The following is a 22210-nucleotide window of genomic DNA, read 5'->3' as shown; positions in this document are numbered from 1 at the left end:
TGGGCTGCAACCGTCAAGAATTATCGGAGGAACGCACAATGATCATGAATTGGATTATCTCGCTGATGGAGGCCTTGGGGGCTCCGGGCGTGGGATTCGCAGTATTTTTGGAAAATGTCTTTCCACCAATTCCCAGTGAAGTAGTGTTGCCTCTCGCAGGTTTCACCACAACTCAAGGTGATCTAAATGTGTGGGCGGCCCTAATCTGGTCTGTCATTGGATCCGTGGCAGGAGCTTATTTGCTCTATGGCCTAGGCCGCGCTATCGGCGCAAACCGCCTCCGGGAAATCGCTGACAAAATGTGGCTTGTTGATGCCTCCGACGTCGATAAGTCCCTGCTTTGGTTTGATAAGTATGGCCGTTATTCGGTGTTTTTTGGCCGACTCGTCCCAGGCGTGAGAAGTCTGATTTCTATCCCTGCGGGTGTCGATAAGATGAATCCCCTGCTTTTTGGTGTCCTTACCGCAGTGGGCAGCACCATCTGGAATGCCATCTTAATCTGGGCCGGAGTAGCTCTCGGCGCCGAATGGGAAACAGTATCCCGTTGGTTCGAGAGCTATTCTTCCGTCATCTACGCAGTAATTGTGTTGGTTTTGCTGTTCTTCTTGTTTAAGTTGGTGCGTCGAAACGCAACTAAAAAAGCGAGTTCGGACTAGCAACAATCTGCTTTCCAAAGGGGAAGCAGGTAACCGGAATCATTTTGAGATTCGCAATGGCCAGCGGAATGCCAATGATGGTGATTGCCTGGGCAATTGCGGTGGCCAGGTGCCCCAACGCCAACCAGAACCCGGCGATGAGGAACCAAATCACATTGTGGAAGGTAGATAGGCTGCCACCGGTGCGAACTACGGTGCGGCCAAAAGGCCAGAAGGCGTAGCTGGCCATTCTGAAGCTGGCAACACCTGCGGGAATGGTGATGATCAAACAGCAGGCGATGATACCGAAGAAGATGTAGCCCAAGGCAAGCCAAATACCACCAAAGAAAAGCCAAATTAGATTTAGTAGAAGTTTCACAGATCTGATACTAGCGGTTGGCAGCGCGGACACCACCAGATGATCCTTTCACCCAGCTCTGCTTTAACAATTCGAGTACCACATCTGCGGCAGGGCTTGTTATTTCTGCCAAAAACGTAGGATGATTCCCCTGCGCGACGAACCCCCGTGGTTACTCGCAATGGGGAATTCCTATTTTCCCACATGAGCTTCCGGGTAATCCGCAGCGCTCGATCCACGTCTACCGAGGCAACTGGAGTGGCCGGATGTACTCCCAACAAAAAACAAATCTCCGCGCGGTATTCATTTCCTACCCCCGCCAGATTGGATTGATCCAGCAGAGCTTCCCCGATGCTTCGCAGTGGTTGCTGCATAATATTTGCTTTGGCCAGCGACATATCAAAGTCGCCCAAAACGTCGGGGCCAAGGTTCGCGATTTGTGAGGGATAATCCTGGACCGGGAACACTCGCACAAACCCCAGGGAATGCCCCACCACTTCGATGTTTTCAGAAAGCACTAAAACAACTCGAGCGGTGTGGCCAGGTTTGCGCCAGCGATCCCCTTTGCGATGCACAGCCCAGGAGCCCTCCATCTTAAGGTGGGTGTGCAGAACTTCCTCGCCAAATTGCATAAAGAGGTGTTTTCCATATGGCCACACCCGGTGCACAGTGCTGCCAGTGAAATCATGCAATGCCACCGAAGGCACGCGCAGCGAGGTTTCTAGGACTTCCCTACCGCGCATAAATTGCAGACGGCGGGAAAGTTGAAAGACGGAATCACCTTCAGGCATATCTACAGGTTAGCGTCCGAAGCCTCCACGAAATGGTCGAGCCCCTCGCTCAGGTAGTTGATCATCAAAACTGATCACTTCCCGAAAGCGCATTCCCTTCGGAGTGATGGACGCCCCGAAGCTTCGGAACTTTGCCAAGAGCGGAGAATCAAAAACACTTTCTCCGTTGATTTTTTCTACGGTGAGGCGATCATAGGTAGCTAGCGCACGGGCAATGCGCTCAATGTCATCGTGAAAAACATTAAGTGTGCGCCCGCCGCGAGAAATATGTGCCAGGAGCATCCCGTCGCAAAGCACTACCATCGCGCCCGCAGCGCGGTTTCCGGACTCGGGCCACGGCAGCGCGGCGCCGTAGGGGTTGGCGGGATCGGCGGCGGCAATGAGGTAGACCTCGGGGTCGGTGGCGCCGGAGGGCCACCCCTCAACGTCGGGGGAATCATCGTTGCCGCGCAGGCGGTCAATGATCGCGGGCGTGGAAAATTGCGCGGCGCCCAGACCTTCAATGAGGTAGCCACGGATGGCTTTGCCGCTTTCCTCAAACCCCGACAGCACCTTATAAGCGAGCGCGAAGCCCCCAACCACGTCTTCGGCAACCACGCTGCCCCGGGTCACCACGCCGTAGCGGTCCAACCAAGCCTCGCCGTGCGCCACCGAGCGGCTGGTTGCGTCGGCAGGTTGCACGGTCAATGCCCACCGACCACGCATATCTGGTGGCACTTCGGTGTTAAAGGTGGTGCGGGTGCGCACCCTGGAGCGTGTGGGACGCCGCTTGGCCTTATGCGCGCCACCAGACGCCAGGCGCGCGCGGATCGGCGCAAAGCTGTCGGGGCTGACAACGCCAGCTTCCACCAATCCCCACATAGCTTCCTGCAGTTGGCTCGCGGTATAGCCAAAATTCGCCGCCAAAATATCACTAAAAAGGAAACCGCCACCCGGTTTAAGCTGTTCCACAACTGCTTCTTGTAAAGGCGTCAAGCTTGTCGACGCCGCCCCCACCAGCTGCTCAGCGAAGTCAGCGGGCAACAAGGTGATCCAGGGGTCACGGCTGCCGGCTTGGCCGGCACCGACAATCAGGACTTCCCCATTAGCAGTGAGCTCATCCAAATGTGCCGGCGAATAATCCACGCGGGCAGGCAACACCAAATCCTCCCACGCGCTAGCTGGCAAACGCACGCCAGCGAGCTGCTCAATAACCGAATAGGTACCATCAACCCCGCGCAGCGTCGGACGCTTGCCGACGGGCGCTACCTGCTGCCAATCCAACAAGAAACGCGCATAAGCCGTCTGCGACACCGGCCTTGTTTGTTTCCGCGCCAAGGCAAGGCTGCGCCTGCGGATAATGCCCAAGACTTCCGTGGCGCAATATTCCTGCGCGGCTATCCCTTGCCGGAAATGACCCTCCGTGACGGGAGCTGCTCGCAAATAGGTGATTGCTTGGGCAATTCCTAGCCCAAAGGCATCCGCGAGGTCTTGTGCCACAAATGGTCCACGAGTTCTTACCCACCGGTTAACCAGCTGTTCCATGGCATCAGTGATGGTTTCCACCTGCGCCGGAACTCTCGGAGGCACTGGGACTCCCAAAGCATCTCTCAGCAGTGGTGCGTCAAGAACTTGCGCTAAGTGCGGGCGTCCATTAATTCGCACCGTCATGGCACGATCACCTAAGTCAGGATCATCAAAGGTGATGTGTTCGCCTAGTTCATCCAGTGGAATTGGACCAAGAATACGGAGAGAATCGGCCAGCTCTTCATTATTTCGCGCAGCTCGGTCGCTTACCCGGCGCAGTTGATCGTGGACCTCCTGAATAATATCTGGATCGAGAAGTTGTCTTAGCTCAACTTCCCCCAGCAGCTTTGCCAAGAGAGTTGGATCGAGAGCAAGGGCTGCTGCGCGCTTTTCCGCCAGCGGACTATCGCCCTCATACATAAAGGCACCGGTGTAGTTAAAGAGCAAAGAAGAAGCAAAGGGGCTGGGCTGCTGGGTGGTGACCTCCACAATTCGCACCCGGCGCAGCTGCAGATCCTCAATCAATTGCTTCAGGGCCGGCAGATCATAAACGTCTTGGAGACATTCGCGAACCGTTTCCAAAATGATCGGAAAACTAGGATATTTCCGTGCCACGTCCAGTAGTTGGGCTGCGCGCTGGCGCTGCTGCCACAAAGGTGCACGCTTTCCAGGATTACGACGCGGCAGCAACAAAGCACGTGCTGCGCACTCTCGGAAGCGACTGGCGAAAAGTGCGGAGTTTCCCACCTGCTCAGTGACGATCTTTTCGATTTCTTCCGCATCAAACATAAACAAGGCACCGCTGGGCTCTTCGCCATCTGGAAGCCGCAGTACAATGCCATCATCTCCCGAAACAGCCTGCGCATCCATTCCCGTTGCTTCCGCAATTTTTGCCCCAATGGCAAGTGCCCACGCAGCATTAACCCCGCGTCCATAAGGGGTGTGCAAAACAATGCGCCAGTCCCCTAGTTCATCCCTAAAACGCTCAAGAACCAGGGTTTTTTCATCAGGGAGCACTCCCGTTGCTTCCTCTTGTTCCTGCAGGAAAGCAATGAGATTGTCATGTGCCCAGCCCTCTAATCCAGAAGACGCGGGATCAGCGAGGGTGGTGCGTCGAAAAGCTCCCAAGGCTTTGCCGAGCTCCGCAGGCCGCCCGGCGGCATCGCCAGTCCAAAACGGCAGGCGGCCAGTGTGCCCCGGCGCAGGGGTAACGATCACCTGATCACGCGTGATCTCCTCAATACGCCAACTGGAGGCGCCGAGGGTAAATACATCTCCCACCCGAGACTCATAGACCATCTCTTCATCAAGCTCACCTACCCGGCGCGGACCATCGCCAACCAAAAACACGCCAAACATGCCACGGTCTGGAATAGTGCCACCACTGGTAACGGCAACTCTTTGCGCGCCGGGACGCGATTCAAGCATTCCGGAGACACGGTCAAAGACCACGCGAGGCCGCAGCTCCGCAAAATCCGTGGAGGGATATACCCCGCTCACTAAATCAATGACTGAATCATAAACCTCCCTGGCCAACTCCCTATAGGGATAAGATTTCCGCACAATCTCGTACCACTCGTCGACATTAACATCCGCTATGGACACGGCCGCGACAGTTTGCTGTGCCAGCACGTCAAGGGCATTTTTGGGGACTTTTAGCTCCTCGATAAGGCCCTCTTTCATGCGCTGCACAGTGACCGCGGTTTGCACCAAATCTGAGCGGTGTTTGGGATAAAAGGAGCCTATCGACGTCGCCCCCACAAAGTGCCCCGCGCGCCCCACGCGCTGCAGACCACTTGCCACGGACGGCGGTGATTCCACCTGGATGACAAGCTCCACCGCACCCATATCGATACCCAACTCGAGGGAGGAGGTGGAAATAACGGCTTTTAAACGCCCCTCCTTCAGCATCGTTTCAGTGAGGGCCCGCTCGTCCTTGGACACTGACCCATGATGGGCACGCGCAATCACCTGTGGCGCTTTGCCTGCAACATCACTTCCCATGACCTGTGCTGGGGGGCGCCGCAATTCTGGTGATAGCGATTCCGGATCATGCTCCAGCGCCCAGATTTCATTTAAGCGACTAGTAAGGCGTTCCGCCGAGCGTCTGGAATTTACAAAGACAATGGTGGATTTGGCAGACATCACCTGGTTATAAACCTGCTGCTCAATATGCGGCCAAATGGAATTCTGGGTAGGCAAGGCAGATTCACCGGTGAGTCCCAAAGGATCATCGATGACGTACTCCCCGATAGTCGAGCCCTGCTCCTGAGTCGGCAGATCTGACATATCTTCCACCGGGACAGTGACCGTAAGTTCCCATTTCTTTTCCGCAGGTGGCGCCACAATAGTTACCGGACGATTGCCCCCGAGGAAAGAAGCTACGGTTTCTAGCGGTCGCACAGTAGCTGAAAGACCTACCCTTTGCACCGGGCGTTTGGTCAGCATTTCCAGGCGTTCCAGGGTCAGTGCGAGGTGTACTCCCCTTTTAGTGCCAGCCATGGCGTGGATCTCATCAATGATGACAACATCCACCTCAGAGAGGATTGCTCCGGCCTTGGAAGTGAGCATGAGGTAGGCAGATTCGGGAGTGGTAATGAGGATGTCTGGAGCTTTGCGAACCTGGCGTGCACGCTCCGCTGCCGGGGTATCGCCAGAGCGCACTGCCACGGTGATATTCGGCACATCAAGGCCCATTTTTGCAGCCGTACGAGCAATACCATTAAGGGGTGCGCGCAGGTTATTTTCCACGTCCACACCTAGTGCTTTAAGCGGTGAAATATAAAGAACTTTCACCTTGCCACCGCGGACTGGAACTGGCGTGCCGGTATCTAGAACCGTTTGACCTGTTTGTTCGGTGAGCGAATTAAGTGCCCACAAAAAAGCAGCGAGGGTTTTACCACTACCTGTTGGTGCTACCACTAATGCATTATTTCCCTCTGAAACCGCCTTCCAGGTTCCTTCCTGAACCGGAGTTGGCGCTGCAAAAACATCCCTAAACCACTCTGCTACTTGGGGACGGAATCGGGAAAGAACGCTATTAGCCATGCCTCAATGTAACCAAACATCTAGAATTAATAACATGACTGCTCAGATTGATGATTCAATCCTCACCCACCGTCTTGCCCAAGGCACTGGTGAAATCCTTAAAGGTGTACGCAACGTAGGCGTATTACGTGGTCGAAACCTCGGCGATGCCGGCGACGACCTGGCCCAGAATTGGATTGCCCGCGTTTTGGAGCAGCACCGCCCCGATGACGGCTTCCTCTCGGAAGAAGCAGCCGATAACCTAGACCGCCTTTCCAAGGACCGCGTTTGGATTATCGACCCCCTCGATGGCACCAAAGAATTTGCCACCGGCCGCCAAGATTGGGCCGTACATATTGCCCTGGTAGAAAACGGCATTCCCACCCACGCTGCGGTAGGCCTGCCAGACCTCGGTGTGGTTTTCCACTCCGCGGACGCTCGTGCTGTCACTGGACCTTATTCCAAGGTGATTGCTATTTCCCATAACCGTCCACCAAAGGTTGCTTTGCACTGCGCCGATAAATTGGGCTTTGTTACCGAAGCTCTTGGTTCTGCTGGAGCTAAGGCCATGCACGTATTGCTGGGCGATTATGACGCCTATATCCATGCCGGTGGCCAATACGAGTGGGATTCTGCTGCGCCTGTTGGTGTGTGTAAGGCAGCTGGTCTGCACTGCTCGCGGCTCGATGGTTCTGAGTTGACCTATAACAACAAGGACACCTATCTCCCCGATGTTTTGATCTGCCGCCCTGAACTGGCCGAAGATATCCTCAAGATGTGTAAGGACTTCTACGAGGAAAACGGCTCCTACTAAGCCGTTGGCCAAGAATAGTTCCCGGGTATAGCATTAGCCCCATGACTGTTCTAACCCCTTATGAGGATCTCCTCCGCAAAATTACCGAAGAGGGCTCCCACAAGGACGACCGCACTGGCACCGGCACCACTTCCCTTTTTGGCCAGCAGATTCGTTTTAATCTGGCCGAGGGTTTCCCACTACTGACCACCAAAAAGGTGCATTTCCACTCAGTAGTGGGCGAGCTTTTGTGGTTCCTCCGTGGCGATTCCAATGTGAAGTGGCTGCAGGACAATAACATCCGCATTTGGAATGAGTGGGCTGACGAAGACGGCGAACTCGGCCCCGTTTATGGCGTGCAGTGGCGTTCTTGGCCCACTCCCGATGGTCAACACATCGACCAGATCGCGGGCGCCCTGGAAACTTTGAAGAACAACCCTGATTCCCGCCGCAATATTGTCTCCGCGTGGAATGTTTCAGAGCTAGAAAATATGGCATTGCCCCCTTGCCACCTGCTCTTCCAATTTTATGTAGCCGATGGCAAGCTCTCCTGCCAGCTTTATCAGCGCTCAGCTGACATGTTCCTCGGCGTGCCTTTTAATATTGCGTCCTATTCTCTTTTGACCCATATGTTTGCCCAGCAGGCAGGCCTGGAAGTTGGAGAGTTCATCTGGACCGGTGGCGATTGCCATATTTATGACAACCACCGTGAGCAGGTTGCCGAGCAGCTGTCTAGGGATGCACGTCCCTACCCAACTCTGGAGCTCAAGAAGGCTGATTCCATCTTCGATTACACCTTCGAGGACATCGCCGTCGCAGGTTATGATCCACATCCCGTGATCCGCGGCAAAGTCGCCGTATGATCGGGGCGATTTGGGCCCAAAGCCGCAACGGAGTCATCGGCGACGGTCAAGGCATGCCCTGGCACATCCCTGAAGACCTCAAACACTTCAAAGCCGTTACCCTCGGCCAACCAGTGATTATGGGCCGTCGCACCTGGGAATCGCTCCCCTTTAAACCACTGCCCGGCCGCGAGAACCTCGTACTATCCTCGCGGGATCCCGGCGAGTGGTCCGCCGGGGCAACCGTAATCACCGAAATCCCCCAAGAAGGCTGGATTATCGGGGGCGGCGAGGTCTACCGCGCCACCGTCGGTGCCGCGGACGTGCTTGAAATAACGCTTGTCGACGTCGAAATAGCGCATCCAACGGCTGTTTACGCCCCAGAAATCCCCGCGGATTTCCATTTGGAAAAAGAATCCGAATGGCAAGAATCCGGCGAGTACCGCTACAAATTCCTCCGCTATATTAAGGACTAAAAAAATGAGCAATGTAACCATCTACGCCACCGACTGGTGCCCTTACTGCAAAGCACTGCTGCGCGGACTTGAAGGCCAGGAATTTGATCTCATCGACGTCGATCAAGACGAAGAGGCTGGCGAATGGGTGAAATCCGTCAACAATGGCAACCGTGTGGTTCCTACCGTGCTGTTTTCAGATGGCACCCACGCTACTAATCCTCCAGCTGCTGAGGTTATTGCCAAGCTTGAGGCGCTGGCTTAGTCATCGCCAAAAAGATCGGCCATATCCTCTGGTGAAAGATCGGTATTCACCCCAGCAAAACTTGCCGAGTACACCTGCTGCAAATAACGATCACAAGCAGCGCTGAGCTGCTTGGCATCGTATTTGTTCAGGAGCATGATGCGTCGGCTACCGGCATCGTCTACTTCATCAACAGCCAAGACTGGAATATTATCCTTGGTGATTTGGTGGACCACGATAGCTCGGCGTTGAACATCATGAAAAGAAGGCTTCGACATGGCCACTCCCAAAAGATAAGTAAGTAATTAACTTTCAGTTTAGCCCTTTGTTTTGTGGCCGGATGTAAAATTGCACCCTCTTTTTTCTCCGGCATCACAATGTTGTAATCTAGTGCTATTGCCTTGGTAGCTCAGTGGATAGAGCACCGCTCTCCTAAAGCGGGTGTCGGAGGTTCGATTCCTCTCCAGGGCACTTTCCCCCCTGACCAGCAAGTTTAACAGCTTGCAGGTCAGGGGGATTAGCCATTTTTTAGGCAAGGTACACGCATAAGTACATCAATTAAAAAAAGGGGGCCGAAGCCCCCTTTTAATATCTAACCGTTATACCCGGTAGGTGCCGTCAGCACCGAGGCGAGCGTCGGCGTCGATAAGCATATTGATCTCAGCCTGGTGTGCTCCCTTTTCAGGGAGGCGGCGTCCTTCAACCTGCTCGAACAGTGGAGCACGGCCAACCATGCCGGCCTCCAGACGGTTCGCACCTGCGCGCAGACGCTCGGTAGCGCGCTTGCGCCATTCCTCAACGTCGCGGCCCGCATTGCGCATTGCCTCTTCGAAGACACCGACAGTTGCCATGACAACCACGGCAGCAACGTGACCGAAGCCCAGGGAGGTCAGTGCAGCAGCCTTGATGGTGCCAACACCGAGATCCAGTGGTTCGCGCAGCCAGACGAAGTTCTCGCCCTTTTCAGCCATCTCTGGATCAACGCAGTCCAGGGACGCGTTCTGTGGCAACTTGCCGGTCTCCAGGACGGAAACCAAACCACCGATCTGGAAGAGTGCAGCGCCACCCTTTGAGTGTCCTGTGAGGGACTTCTGGGAGATGATGAACATTGGGTTGTCTGCCTCGCGGCCAATGGTCTTCCAGAGCAAGGTGTGCAGCTCAGACTCGTTAGGGTCATTGGCGTTGGTGGAGGTGTCGTGCTTGGAGATCACGCGCACGTCATCTGGGGTTAGACCCATCTTCTTGAGCTCGCGAGCCAAGCGGGAGTTCTCGCCACCGCGCGCAGCACCCAGCGCACCCAAACCTGGAGCAGGAATGGAGGTGTGAGCACCATCGGCGTAGGACTGTGCGTGTGCCACAACTGCGAGGACTGGAAGTCCCATATCAGCAGCTACAGAAGCACGAGCCAGCAGCACGGTTCCACCACCGGCAGCTTCGAGGAAGCCACCACGACGGCGGTCATTACCGCGGGAGATGAAGCGAGGATCAATACCCTTGTCCAGCATTGCCTGGGTATCTGCAGTTGCATTCATATCGCCGAAGCCGGTGAGGGATTCAACCTGAATGTCATCGATACCACCGGCAACTACAAAGTCAGCCTTGCCGAGGCGAATCTTGTCAACGCCCTCTTCCACAGAAACTGCAGCGGTAGCACAAGCAGCAACTGGGTGGATCATCTGACCGTAGCCACCAACGTAGGACTGCATAGTGTGTGCAGCAACCACGTTAGGCAAGGTCTCCTGCAGGATGTCGGAAGGACGATCCTGACCTAGGAAGCGGTTCACGAAGAGCTTGCGCAGGGACTGCATGCCACCAATACCGGTGCCCTGGGTGGAGGACACATCAGCTGGGTGCACAGACTGCAGCAACTCTGCAGGGCTGAAGCCGGAGGACAAGAATGCATCCACGGCGGTGACCAGGTTCCATGCTGCGATGTTGTCTAGCGCATCAAGCATGGAAGCAGGAATGCCCCACTTAGCTGGATCAAAGTCGGTTGGCAGCTGGCCTGCAACGGAGCGGGTCAGGGTGGCCTTGCGAGGAACGAAGGAGGTGGAACCCTTCTTCTTGGTCACAATCCACTCACCATCAGCCTCTTCAACAGTTGCAGATGCATCAGCATCCACATATGCCTGAGCTTCTTCAGCAGAGGTAACGGAGAAGGAGATGTCGCGATCGAGGAAGATCTCAGCAGCGTCCATGGAGCCGCCGTCTACCAAGAATGCATCGTTGACAAGCTCGCGGATACCACAGCGGGCGACAACCTCATCGCGGAAGCGCTCGTAGACCTCTTCTTCTGGAACTTCAGTGCCATCAGCGTCGTACCAAGCTGGCTTTGGATCTTCATTCCAAGAAATCAGACCCATCATCCAAGCAAGTTCCAGCACGCCAGCGGCGGTGAGCTCTACAGAACCATCACGCTGGATACCGTATTCAGCTTCAAAGCGAGTACGTCCGGAGCCCCATGAGGAAATTTCGCCGACACCAACCATGACAACCATGTCGTCAAGATCAGTGGTGACATCGCCAACCTGTGCGCCAGCCTTTTGCTCTGGGTGCTTAGGTGAAGGCAGTGCCTTGATGGTCTCTGCATCTTCAGCTGCTGCTTCAGCAGTGTCAGCCTCGAGGGATGCAGCCAGTTCGGCGATGGAAACGCCGCCGGAAAGTCCACCGGTGAGGTCATAATCGATCGGAGCTTCAAGAGCCTTTGCACGGGACTCAGCAGATGCCAGACCCAGTAGCTCAGTGGAGATCTCTTCAGGGGTGTAAACGTGGATGCCCAGCTTCTCAGCTGCTGGGATTAGAACGTCATTGCGTCCCATCAAGCCAGTGCCTGCAACCCAACCAATGCGCGCCTGTGCCAGGGTGACAAACTCAGGCCAGCCGGTCTCGGAGCCCCACTTCGCCAAGATGGCATCAAATGCTGCCTTGACCTCGCCGTATGCACCGTCGCCACCGAACATGCCACGGTTTGGTGAACCGGGGAGAACAACGTGGACGCGACCGTCAACACCGCGGGAAGCCAAGTTGGCCAGACCTGCGATGGTGCGCTCAACGGACCACAGCAGCAAACGTGCCTGGTTCTCAGCCTGTGGGCCGGCATCAGCCAAGGAGCCGGAGACAGATGGAGCTGCGAAAGGATAAGCCAAGGTTGGGGTCAACGCAGGCTTGGTCACGGTCACAGAGCCACCGACGGTGACGCGCTGCTCATTGCCGATCCAGTCGATCAGGGCATCAACGTCGCGGTAGGAGGACATGTTCGCAGGAACAATCCACAGCTTCGCATTTGGTGAAGCGTTGTTTGCGTAGAGCTTGCGGGCATATTCCTTGCGAGCCTGGGAAACATTGGAGGCAGTCATGATGACGGTTGCGCCCTCAGAGAGCAAACGTGCAGCTACTGCACCAGCAATGGACTCTGGAGCGGCGCCGGTAACCAGCGCAACGTCCTCAGCATGTGGCTCCTCGGCTGGCTGTGCAGCCAGCTTGGCAACCTCGGTCAGGGTGGCGGCGAGAGCGGTGTCTTCCACGTGGTCAGCCCACCAGCTTGCCTGCTTTGCGACGGTTGCCCCGGTGCCAATAAAGCGCTCAACTGCAATCTCGGCACCATTGGCCAAGCGAGCGAGATCTTCACGAGCAGAAGCCCAACGGTCGTCAAAGAGGATGGCGCGATCAGCGGAGAATACTGGGGTAACCAGCTTCAACCAACCGGTGCCCAATTCAGCCTCAACGGCGTCATAAAGCTCGGTGTCGATCTCTGCACCTTCAACCTGCTCCTTGTTATCAAGGCCAAGCTGGCTGAGGATACCGCGTGCAACATTTGCCAGCACGCCTTCTTCACCGGTGACGGTGGAAGCATAAGCATCCAAAGCTGCGGAGTCTACTACCCCACCGCCAGCAGCTGCGCCGCCGGAGGACAAGGAGACATTGGCGCCATTGGCGGCAGCAACGTTTTGTACTGCACCGTCAATGAGGGCATCAACATCAGCCTTATTGGAAGCAGTTGCAGGCAAGGTGCCCAGGTTTCCGCCACGGACAGATTCGCCTTCACGGGTACCCAGCAGCAATTCTGCTTCTACGTGTGCAACCCAGCTTTCTGGGAGACCCCAGGTACCGGTTACGCGATCTGCAACGTAGGAGGTCTTAAGACCTGCTGCGCCGGTGAGGGTACGCAGACGTGCACGGACAGTCTCGGAAAGAACTGGTCCAAAAGGCTTGTAGCCCGGCGCGGCGGTAACCACACGGCCCTTAAGGGTTGCTACATCGGCATCCGCAGCACCATCGATGGTTGGTACGGAAAGCTCGGTGGACATGTCCATGAGCATCTGGTTACGGCGAGAAGAAACACCGTTGGTCAGAGTCTCAGAGGTATCTGCAGCAGTGATCTGATCAATCTTGATCTTGTTCTGTACTGCGAAGAGCACCATGATGGCGTCGGCAGCGTTGAACTTCAGTTCTGGCGCATTGCCCACGGCAACTGGTGCGGCGGCAGGAGCTGCGGCAGCTACTGGTGCTGCTGGAGCGGCTTGTGCTTCCGGTGCTGCTACAGTTTCTTCCTCTTCAACCTCTGCGACTGGGGCCTGGCGGACGTCGTTAAGCATCACGATGTCTTGGTCGCGCTCTACGTTATAGACGGGGCGGGATTCGCCGATGACGTCCATGGTGCGTAGCGCCAGGTTGGTCAGGGTTGGGGAGGCTGCCAAGCCGACCTCGATGATCTGCTCGACCTTGTCGATGATCAGGGCCTGGGTCTCGATCCAACGCACTGGGGAGGCGAACTGCCAGGAAAGCAGCTCGATGAGCAGCAAGCGAGCCAGGGTGTTCTCGTCGGTGTCTGCAACCTTGAGGCCCTTGAGGCGCTCGGAAGGAACCACTGCCAGGATGGCGTCGACAAAGTCCTGGGTGAGCTCAAATGGGCGAGCTACCAGGTTTGGAATATAACGGCCGCGGAGAGCTTCGATGTCGATGGTCTCAGGCAGCAATTCATCAAGCTTCTGGGCAAAGGCAGGAACGCCTGGGCGCAGCACGCTGGAGTGGAATGGAACGTCGATGCCTGGGATGTTGACATAAGCACGTGGGTTGGCGGAAGCAGATGCCTTCAGGGCCTTCAGTCCAGCCAAGGTGCCAGCTACTGCGTACTGCTGGCCATCAACGTTGTAGTTGACGATCTGGAGGAATTCTCCGGACTCTTCAGCAATGCGGTTAACCCAGTTCTCAACCTCGGTGGCTGGAACATTGATCATGTTCGGACGGAATGCAGCCAGACCGTAGTTAGAACGTCCCTGTGCATCGCGAGGCACCAAGGAGTGCATTGCGGAGCCGCGGGAGAACACCACGTCAATAACACCTTCGAGTTCGAAGATATTGCCCAGGGAAGCCAGTGCGGTGTACTCGCCGAGGGAGTGACCTGCGTAGAGGGAACCCTCCACAATTGCATTGGCAGCCTGCAGGCGTGCAGTCTGAGCGTAGGCAACTACTGCCAGTGCAACCTGGGTGAACTGGGTGAGGTTAAGAACGCCAGCTGGGTGTACGAAGGTGGTATCGCCGACCTTCAGCTCAGTTGGGTTTTCATCAATAACCTGCTGGATGGAGAATCCGAGGTTAGCGCGGGTGTGTGCATCGGCACGCTCCCAGATAGCGCGAGCCTCTGGGCTAGCGGTGCGATCGCCCTGACCCATGCCCTTAGCCTGAATACCCTGACCTGGGTAAACATAAGCAGTAGCTGGCTCACGGAGCAATGCCTGACCACGGGAAACCACATTGCCATCAATGCGGCAGGTGACCTCATAAGCAGGCTTCAGGCCTGCGCGGCCGACGCGCTCGACGGTGATATCAACAACGTCGTTGAGCTGCACCATGCCGTACATGGAGTAGGTCCAGCCGATGACCTCGGAACCAAGACCTGCAAGGTGCTGGGCGGTAGCAGAGAGCCACATGCCGTGCACGAGAGCAGCATCCAAACCAACTAGCTTGGCAGCGTTGTCAGAGGTGTGGATTGGGTTGTAGTCGCCGGAAACCATGGCAAAAGGAGTCATATCTGCAGGTGCAGAGACGGTTGCCTGGCGAACGAAGGAACGTGGAGTTGGCTCCACAACCTCAGCACGAGCACCATAAGCATCAGCCTGGGATGCCATCTCGGTGGTGGTGATACGGCCACGGATTGCAAAGCGGGTAACCAGCTTGGCTGCAACTTCGCCCTCGGTGGTCAAGGTGATGCGCACGGTAACGATACGTCCGGAGGAGGATTCCTCGATGGAGTCGGTGCGTGCCTCTACGTCGATGGTGCGGCCATCAGCCAGCTCCTCGAGTGGGATGTGCAGATCAAGCAGGTGATCAAGGTGCACTGCGTTGAGCAGACCCTCGATGACTGGGTAGCCGTCGGAAAGCTTACCGGTGCCCAGTGCGGCGTAAATGGCTGGCCAACAAGCGCCCATGAGCACGTCAGGGGTGCCGGTGTTGTGCTCTTCCAGCGCAGCGCCGGTCACGGCGGTGTGTGCTGCAAGCAAGGATGCTGGGAAGGTGAAGGAATCACGGACCACGCCGAATGGGGATCCATCTTCTTCAGCAACTGGCAGAGCCTTGATTTCATCACCAGCAGCGGAGACAGAACCAACGCCGGCAACGCCAGCAAGCAGCTCGAATACAGACTTAGGCAGCTTCTCGCGGGAGACTACTGGGGATCCACCGGTTGCCACTGCATCGCCAAGTTCAACTGGGATGTCAACGTGCTTGACCAGGTATGGACGCTGCTCTAGTGGCAGATCATCAAAGTAGGAGTCAGCAAGGATGCGGATGATCCAGTAGCCGTCCTCTTCAATGAGCTCAAAGGCGCCTTCCTTGAGGACGTGCGCTGGGTTGTCGATAAGGTTGCCGTGCCACACGATGTGTGGGGTGGCGAGCAGGAATTCACGCTCATCCTTGGCAGCGTTGAGACGGGAGTAGATCTCGGTTGGTTCTTCGTCGAGAGCTTCCACGCAGGCAGCTTCAAAACGACCAAGGAGCTCTGCAACAGGCTCATCAACGCGGTCAATGCCGGCCACAGATACTGGACCTGGGATGACGCGGACTTGGTTAGCGCCGTAGCGCTCATTCTGGGACTGCCACAGGGTATCCAGACCCCACCAACGTGCGAGGTCGGCGTCGATAGCAGGAACCCAAGGCATTGGCTTGTGGTGCTTGCGGCACAGACCAATAAACCACGCGGCGTCGCGCGCGGAGACCTTAATCTCGCGGGCATTCGGGTAGGCAGCAAGAAGCTTTTCGACGGCTGCCTGCTCGTCTGCAACAGACTCGAGATCTGGGAATAGTGTGGTGATTGCACCCTGTTCAGCATCGTTGAGGCGAGCTTCGATGCGGTGAACCAAATCAAAGAAGCGGTCATCCCAGGTTGGATCCTGAGTTGGGTAAGCAAGCTCAACCCAGCGCTCGATCCACTGTGCGTAGGTCATTTCCTCGACCTCGCCGTAGAAAGGCTTGGAGGTCTTGTTGATGGCTGCGATCAGCTCTTCGCGGTGATCTGCATAATCATCAGAATCAATGGAGGAGATCAGGCGAGATGCTGCTGCAGAGTCATTGTCCAACTCGTACATATCAGCGTGCAGGTGAGAAAGACCTGAGGTCACGCCACCGCGTGCCTGGCCACGGCCAACCCAGCCGCCAGCGTCTTGTGGATCAACACCGGGGGTGTCAACAAGCGCTTGCTTAACCTGAGGAGAAGTGGTTGCTTCCTTGGTTGCCATTGCAGCGGTACCAACGAGGATGCCGTCGACTGGCATCTTAGGATAGCCAAGGTCCTTGGACCATTCACCGGTGAGGTAATAAGCAGCCTTTTCAGGGGTACCAATACCGCCACCGATTACGACGACCACATTCTTGTGAGCGCGCAGCTCTGCATAGGTGGTGAGCAGAAGGTCATCGAGGTTAACCCAAGAGTGGTGTCCACCTGCGTGGCCATCTTCGATCTGCACGATGATCTTAGTATCAGGGTTAGCAGCCGCAATCTTGAGGGCTGCACGAATCTGATCAACGGTACCTGGCTTGAAGGCAACATATGGGAAGCCATCTGCGTTGAGGTCCTTGATCAGCTCGGTTGCTTCCTCAACCTCAGGAATACCAGCGGAAACTACCACACCGTTGATGGAGGTACCGGTAGCGCGGGCCTTGGAAACAATGCGCTGCGCACCGAACTGCAGGTTCCACATGTAGCGGTCAAAGAACATGGAGTTGAACTGTGCGGAACGTCCAACGTTAAGCAAGGAAACAAGCTTTTCCTTGTTGCCGGTGAAGACCTCTTCGGAGTACTGTCCGCCGCCGGCCATTTCAGCCCAGTGGCCAGCGTTTGCAGCAGCTGCAACGATCGCTGGGTCAACAGTGGTTGGGGTCATACCAGCCAGCAAGATTGGGGAATAACCAGTCAAGGTGGAGAAACCCGTGATGACCTTCAGATCACCATTAGGCAGCTTGACTAGCTTTGGTGCGAACTCAGACCAGTCTTCAGCAGTTGGGATCTGGAAACCTGGGCGAGCCAGGTTATCGCGCTCTGCTGCAGAGAATGCTGGGATAAGGGTGATGCCGGTGCCATCAAGCAAAGGTGCGGTGAAGCGGGTGACGCCTGCGTCAAGGGAGAGTACATAATCTGCCTTGAGGTTTGCGATCTGCTCTACCCAATCGCTGGGCTTAACCAGAATTGCTTCAGCCAAGGTACGTGCATCAACGTTAAGTCCACAGGCTGCAGACCACTTAACTGCTAGGTCGGCAGCTTCCTGCATGGAGGAATGGTGGAATGGGATGGCTACATCGAGGTAGTCAAACTTAGGCTCGGCGAGGGATCCACCCTTGCGCTTTTCATTGATGTCTTCGTTGTAGGCATCAGCGGCACGCTGCAGTGCAGCAGCTGCCTTCTTCAGAGCTTCTGGCTTGCCGGAAACTACAAAGTGGGTGCGGGCATTACGCAGGGATACTTCAACCCCATCAACCTCTGCAATAGTTGCTTCGACCACTTCGCGGTTAAGGCCACGCACGGAGAGCATATGCGCGCCCTTGCCGGCGAACTGGGAAGCTGCGGTGCCAAGCAAGATAGCGAAGGCGAGCACATCTTCTTCATTATCTACAGCTGCAACACCCAAGATTCCCTGGGAGTGGCCGAGACGAGTTGCCTTTTCTACGTCTAATCCCAAATCGCGCAACTGGCGGGTGGCAGCAATCTGACCGAGTAGGATTCCAGGAATGGACACTGCAGGCTGTGGATCAATATCGGAACCGATTTCCGCATCTTCGCGGGTCAGTGCTTCCAAGCGTGCCAGGGAGCCTGGGACGGTGGAGGCGATTTGACGGGCATAAGGGGCAGTTTTTGCACGTGAACGAGACAGCAGCTCGCGCAGGTGGTTGGCGGCGATGTGGTCGTCGCTGGCATCAGCGATCACCTGCTGCCAGGCAGAAGCCTGACCGGCGTAGAGAATTGCTGGTTCTTTGAAAGAATGCAGCGGCGTCAGTGAAGAAATACTCACGAATTAAAGCTCCTAAGTCTTGGATGGGCACAGAACTCCCATGACCACTTACGTATGCGTAGGTTACGTGAGCGTAACTGAAATAGATGACTAAACCCTCATGTTTTTCTGGCAGTTTCCAGTTTCCCCAGGAAAGGGAGTTCTATCGTGAGTAAGATCACAATCTGATTACGGCCATTTAGGAGTTTTCAGCTTCCCCCTAGCCCTTTAGTGCCCCTGTTGTTATTGTTAACCACTGTTATAGGTGGGATTCAAGAGATTTTTGGGAGATACATGGACGCACAATTCAACCGCAGAACATTCCTTAAGGGCGCAGCGGGCGTGGCAACCATCGGCGTGGCCGGACTTTTTGTTCCCCAAGCTCGTGCACTCGGCCCTATTTTGGGCACTGTCATCGACTACGCAGCTGGTGTGCCGAGCGCAACCTCTATCAAAAATGCAGGTCACCTCGGAGCTGTGCGTTATGTTTCGCAGCGTCGCCCGGGTACCGAATCCTGGATGATCGGCAAGCCTGTTACCTTGGCCCAAACCCAGGAATTTGCTCGCCTCGGGCTAAAGACTGCTTCGGTATATCAGTTCGGCAAGGGTGATACCGCCGACTGGAAGCAGGGTGCTGCTGGCGCGGTCACCCATGCCCCACAGGCAATTGCACTCCACGCAGCAGCAGGCGGCCCCACCAACCGCCCAATCTATGTAGCTATCGACGACAACCCCACCAATGCGCAATACACCAGCTTGATCCGCCCTTATCTACAGGCATTTAAGGCTGCGCTTTCAGCTGCCGGATACCAGCTGGGTATCTACGGCAACTACAACGTCATTGACTGGGCCATTGCCGATGGCCTCGGAGAATACTTCTGGATGCACAACTGGGGCTCCAATGGACAGATCCATCCCCGCACCACCATCCACCAGATCCGCATTGATAAAGACACGCTCGACGGTGTTGGCATTGATATGAACAATGTTTATGCCAGCGACTGGGGACAGTGGACTCCAGGCATACCTGTCACGACCGCCCCAACCACAACACCTAGTACTGCTCCGGTTGCTAACGCGGAGACCTTTAATCAACTGCTAAAGATTCTGGGAACTCTTTCTAGCTAGTTATTTCTTTGCGGTGACCTCGCCCAATTGATTTTGCACCAATTCGGTGAGGTCATCTTTTGTTCCAGTCACTGCTGCTGCAACAACGAAGTCTTCTCCAAAACTTATGGATGAATGCAGCTGATAATCATCAGACCATCCCCATTTAGAGCCTTCCACGCCAGGTAACACCGCAGTTCCCCAGTCTTGGGGATAGCCATCAGCTGCCACGTCGGTAGAATTTTTCATAGCCTGCAAAATCTTGGAGTTTTTGTCTTTTTTAATTAACTCAGCCAAGAACTTTGCCAAGTCATATGTAGAGGTCATGGCATAACCCCAGCGCTCTGCTCCCCTGGTGGATAACAGCCCATATTTATCTGCGGTGCCATCTATTGATTCTGGATACTTTTCATAAAGCAGCTGCGCTGCCGCATTGGAGGAAGTACTAATCATTTCCGTTGCCAGTGATTGCTCGGCTGCTGAGCCATGATCAAGTACATAATCTGCAATGTAAAGCTTGCTCAAACTAAGCGCTGGGCGCGCAAAACGCTCTGTGGAAGTGCCCGTATGGAAATCATCGTCCAAGCTCAGATAAGTCACCTGTGAGCCCGTAGCGTTTTCAATAAAGCTGCTATAAACACTATCTTCAGCAGGGGCAACAGTGGCCGAAGTTGTACGACTCGCAGTAGTAGAGGTAGCTACTACAGCAGGCACTTCTTCTGCATCTTTGCCATTAAAAGCAACAATTGATCCTCCGACAACCACCGCTGCGAGAACCAAAGTAGATATCTGCCACCCGCGGTGGACAGTGGGAGTTCTTGACACGTCAGCTAATACTACTGCATAAAAGAACCGTCCCTACTCCGAGGAATAGGGACGGTTCTTTTATGGGATAACAGTGTTAATTAGTGATCAACAGCTGCTTCAACGCCAACGCCGGTGAGGGAACGAACTTCCATCTCAGCCTGCAGGTCTTCCATGTTGTCCGGCTTACCAACCAGGGTGCCAATCCAACCTGCGATGAACGCAGCTGGGATGGAGATGATACCTGGGTTGGTCAGTGGGAAGAATGCCCATCCGCCACCCTCAGAAGGGAACATGGAGGTTGCGGTGCCAGAAACTGCTGGGGAGAAGAAAATCAGAACCAGTGCGGTGATCAAGCCGGTGTAAATTGCGGCTACTGCGCCGGTGGTGTTGAACTTCTTCCAGTACAGGGAGTACAGGATGGTTGGCAAGTTTGCAGAAGCTGCGATTGCGAAAGCAAGTGCAACCAAGAATGCAACGTTCTGCTTCATTGCCAAGATACCGAGGACGATTGAGAGAATACCGATTACCACGATGGTAATACGAGAAACTCGAACCTGCTCAGCTTCACTGGAGTTTCCGTCGCGAAGCACTGCGTCGTAAATGTCGTGGCCAACGGCCGCAGAAGCGGTGATGGCAAGACCTGCAACCACAGCAAGCACTGTTGCAAAAGCAACTGCAGAAATCAGCGCCATGAAGATGGAGCCACCGAGCTCAAGTGCCAGCAATGGAGCTGCAGCGTTTGCAGCACCTGGTGCCTTAGTAATACGGTCTGGCCCAACAAGTGCAGCTGCACCATAACCAAGGATCAAGGTCATCAAGTAGAAGGAACCGATGAGGATAATGGCCCAGGTAACAGACTTACGTGCTTCACGTGCGGTTGGCACGGTGTAGAAGCGCATCAAAACGTGTGGCAAACCTGCGGTACCAAGAACCAGAGCAATACCCAAGGAGATGAAGTCCAGCTGGTGAGTAAGGTCAGCGCCGTACTTCAGGCCTGGCTCCAAGATAGCGGATGCTTCATAGCCCAGCTTTGCTGCGTATTCAGATTCTGCGTGACGAGCAACTGCTGCATCAAGCAGGGTGGTGATGCCACCCTTAACAGCAACGAAGGTCCAGACGGTCATGATCAACACGCCACCAACCAACAAACAAGCCTTGATCATCTGCACGTAGGTGGTGCCCTTCATGCCGCCGAGGAGAACGTAGGCGATCATGACGATGCCGACGACACCAACAACCAGTGCCTGCCACTTGAATTCATGGATGTTAAGAAGCACGGACACCAGGGAACCCGCGCCGGCCATCTGAGCGATGAGGTAGAAGAGGGAAACGAAGAGGGTACCAAAGGCAGCTGCCACACGAACTGGCTTCTGCTTGAGGCGGAAAGACAAAACGTCAGCCATGGTGAAGCGACCCACGTTACGCAGTGGCTCAGCCACCAACAGCAGCGCTACGAGCCAAGCCACGAAGAAGCCAATGGAGTAAAGGAATCCGTCATAACCAGTCAGTGCAATAGCACCGACGATGCCGAGGAAGGATGCCGCAGAGAGGTAGTCACCTGCGATAGCCAGACCGTTTTGGGTTCCGGAGAAGGATGCACCACCGGTGTAGAAGTCAGAAGCTTCCTTGGTGGTCTTGCCGGCACGCATAACGATTGTCATGGTGATGACAATGAAGATAACGAAGACGGAAATGTTGAGGATTGGGTTTCCGGTGTCTTCTTGTGCAAGAACGATAGTGGAATTCATAATCGCTTAGCCCTCCATCTTTTGACGAATCGCAGTTTGAAGCGGCTCGAGGTTCTTGTTGGCATAAATGATGTAGATATAAGTGATCGCAAAGGTCGTGACAAACTGTGCGAGTCCGAAGATAACTCCGATATTGATCGAGCCAATAACTGGGGTACCCATCCAGTCAGAGGCAAAGGTTGCCAAGAGGACGTAGAGGATGTACCACACGAAGAAGGCAACGCTCATGGGGAATGCAAAGTTGCGGAACTTGCTACGCAACTCGCCAAACTGAGCGCTATCTTGCATCTCTCGGAATTCTTGGGGAGTCGGCTGGCGACGCCCCGGAACGGTCGGACTTGAGCTCATTGGAATTTCATCTCGCTTTCATATCCCTCGAGCGGGGATGTAGTGAGCTGTTGCTGGAAAAATATTTGTG

Annotated in this window: 14 protein-coding genes and 1 tRNA gene; 7 read left to right on the top strand and 8 right to left on the bottom strand. The window is 55.2% G+C overall.

Translation table 11 applies throughout. The annotated features are described in order from the left end of the window. Positions 1–38 precede the first annotated feature (38 nt). Entirely contained in the window at positions 39–656 is a 618-nt protein-coding gene (locus H924_RS04130) for a DedA family protein (RefSeq protein WP_015650698.1), read from the top strand. Here the strand turns inward: H924_RS04130 and H924_RS04125 are convergent. From H924_RS04125 to H924_RS04115, 3 genes are read right to left on the bottom strand one after another with little or no spacing between them, the layout of a single operon-like run. Further along, positions 634–1014: a YccF domain-containing protein gene (locus tag H924_RS04125; protein WP_015650697.1), complete on the bottom strand. Its 381-nt coding sequence runs from the start codon at positions 1012–1014 to the stop codon at positions 634–636. The genes H924_RS04130 and H924_RS04125 overlap by 23 nt on opposite strands. Then, entirely contained in the window at positions 1011–1784 is a 774-nt protein-coding gene (locus H924_RS04120; RefSeq protein ID WP_015650696.1) for a DNA-formamidopyrimidine glycosylase family protein, read from the bottom strand. The genes H924_RS04125 and H924_RS04120 overlap by 4 nt, the downstream gene beginning before the upstream one ends. Before the next feature lie 9 nt (positions 1785–1793). Continuing rightward, positions 1794–6338: an ATP-dependent helicase gene (locus H924_RS04115; RefSeq protein WP_015650695.1), complete on the bottom strand. Its 4545-nt coding sequence runs from the start codon at positions 6336–6338 to the stop codon at positions 1794–1796. Between the two features lie 34 nt (positions 6339–6372). Here H924_RS04115 and H924_RS04110 point away from each other — a divergent pair, with 34 nt between their 5' ends. The 4 genes from H924_RS04110 to H924_RS04095 are packed head-to-tail and all read left to right on the top strand — an operon-like array spanning position 6373 to position 8672. After that, complete coding sequence (locus tag H924_RS04110; RefSeq protein WP_015650694.1) at positions 6373–7131, top strand: 3'(2'),5'-bisphosphate nucleotidase CysQ; 759 nt, start codon at positions 6373–6375, stop codon at positions 7129–7131. A 41-nt stretch (positions 7132–7172) separates the two neighbouring features. Further along, positions 7173–7973 carry a thymidylate synthase gene (locus H924_RS04105; RefSeq protein ID WP_015650693.1) on the top strand — a complete coding sequence of 267 codons (801 nt, stop codon included), beginning with the start codon at positions 7173–7175 and terminating at the stop codon, positions 7971–7973. Continuing rightward, positions 7970–8428, top strand: a complete 459-nt coding sequence (locus tag H924_RS04100; RefSeq protein ID WP_015650692.1) for a dihydrofolate reductase — start codon at positions 7970–7972, stop codon at positions 8426–8428. The genes H924_RS04105 and H924_RS04100 overlap by 4 nt, the downstream gene beginning before the upstream one ends. Positions 8429–8432: 4 nt before the next feature. Further along, positions 8433–8672 carry a mycoredoxin gene (locus H924_RS04095; RefSeq protein WP_015650691.1) on the top strand — a complete coding sequence of 80 codons (240 nt, stop codon included), beginning with the start codon at positions 8433–8435 and terminating at the stop codon, positions 8670–8672. On the opposite strand, the gene H924_RS04090 is transcribed toward H924_RS04095, so the two are convergent. Further along, the gene (locus tag H924_RS04090; protein WP_131385893.1) at positions 8669–8935 is read right to left on the bottom strand and encodes a hypothetical protein; all 267 of its coding nucleotides are present in this window, start codon (positions 8933–8935) and stop codon (positions 8669–8671) included. The two genes, H924_RS04095 and H924_RS04090, sit on opposite strands and share 4 nt — an antisense overlap. 114 nt (positions 8936–9049) lie before the next feature. On the opposite strand from H924_RS04090, the gene H924_RS04085 reads away from it, so the two are divergent. Further along, positions 9050–9122: transfer RNA gene (locus H924_RS04085), tRNA-Arg, on the top strand. A 128-nt stretch (positions 9123–9250) separates the two neighbouring features. On the opposite strand, the gene H924_RS04080 is transcribed toward H924_RS04085, so the two are convergent. Continuing rightward, entirely contained in the window at positions 9251–18151 is an 8901-nt protein-coding gene (locus H924_RS04080; protein WP_015650689.1) for a type I polyketide synthase, read from the bottom strand. A gap of 273 nt (positions 18152–18424) precedes the next feature. On the opposite strand from H924_RS04080, the gene H924_RS04075 reads away from it, so the two are divergent. Continuing rightward, entirely contained in the window at positions 18425–19258 is an 834-nt protein-coding gene (locus tag H924_RS04075) for a DUF1906 domain-containing protein (RefSeq protein WP_015650688.1), read from the top strand. Here H924_RS04075 and H924_RS04070 read toward each other — a convergent pair whose 3' ends face one another. The 3 genes from H924_RS04070 to H924_RS04060 form a co-directional block, all read right to left on the bottom strand. After that, positions 19259–20026, bottom strand: a complete 768-nt coding sequence (locus tag H924_RS04070) for a serine hydrolase (RefSeq protein ID WP_029703878.1) — start codon at positions 20024–20026, stop codon at positions 19259–19261. It abuts the gene before it with no gap. Positions 20027–20142: 116 nt separating this feature from the next. Further along, positions 20143–21792 (bottom strand): solute symporter family protein, encoded by a 1650-nt coding sequence (locus H924_RS04065; protein ID WP_015650686.1) that lies wholly within the window; start codon positions 21790–21792, stop codon positions 20143–20145. Positions 21793–21798: 6 nt separating this feature from the next. After that, the gene (locus H924_RS04060) at positions 21799–22140 is read right to left on the bottom strand and encodes a DUF485 domain-containing protein (RefSeq protein ID WP_015650685.1); all 342 of its coding nucleotides are present in this window, start codon (positions 22138–22140) and stop codon (positions 21799–21801) included. Between the last annotated feature and the right edge of the window lie 70 nt (positions 22141–22210).

This window comes from Corynebacterium callunae DSM 20147 (genome assembly GCF_000344785.1).
Lineage (GTDB): Bacteria > Actinomycetota > Actinomycetes > Mycobacteriales > Mycobacteriaceae > Corynebacterium > Corynebacterium callunae.
Note: the sequence above shows the minus strand (reverse complement) of the source record. Positions and strands in the feature narration are given on the sequence as shown.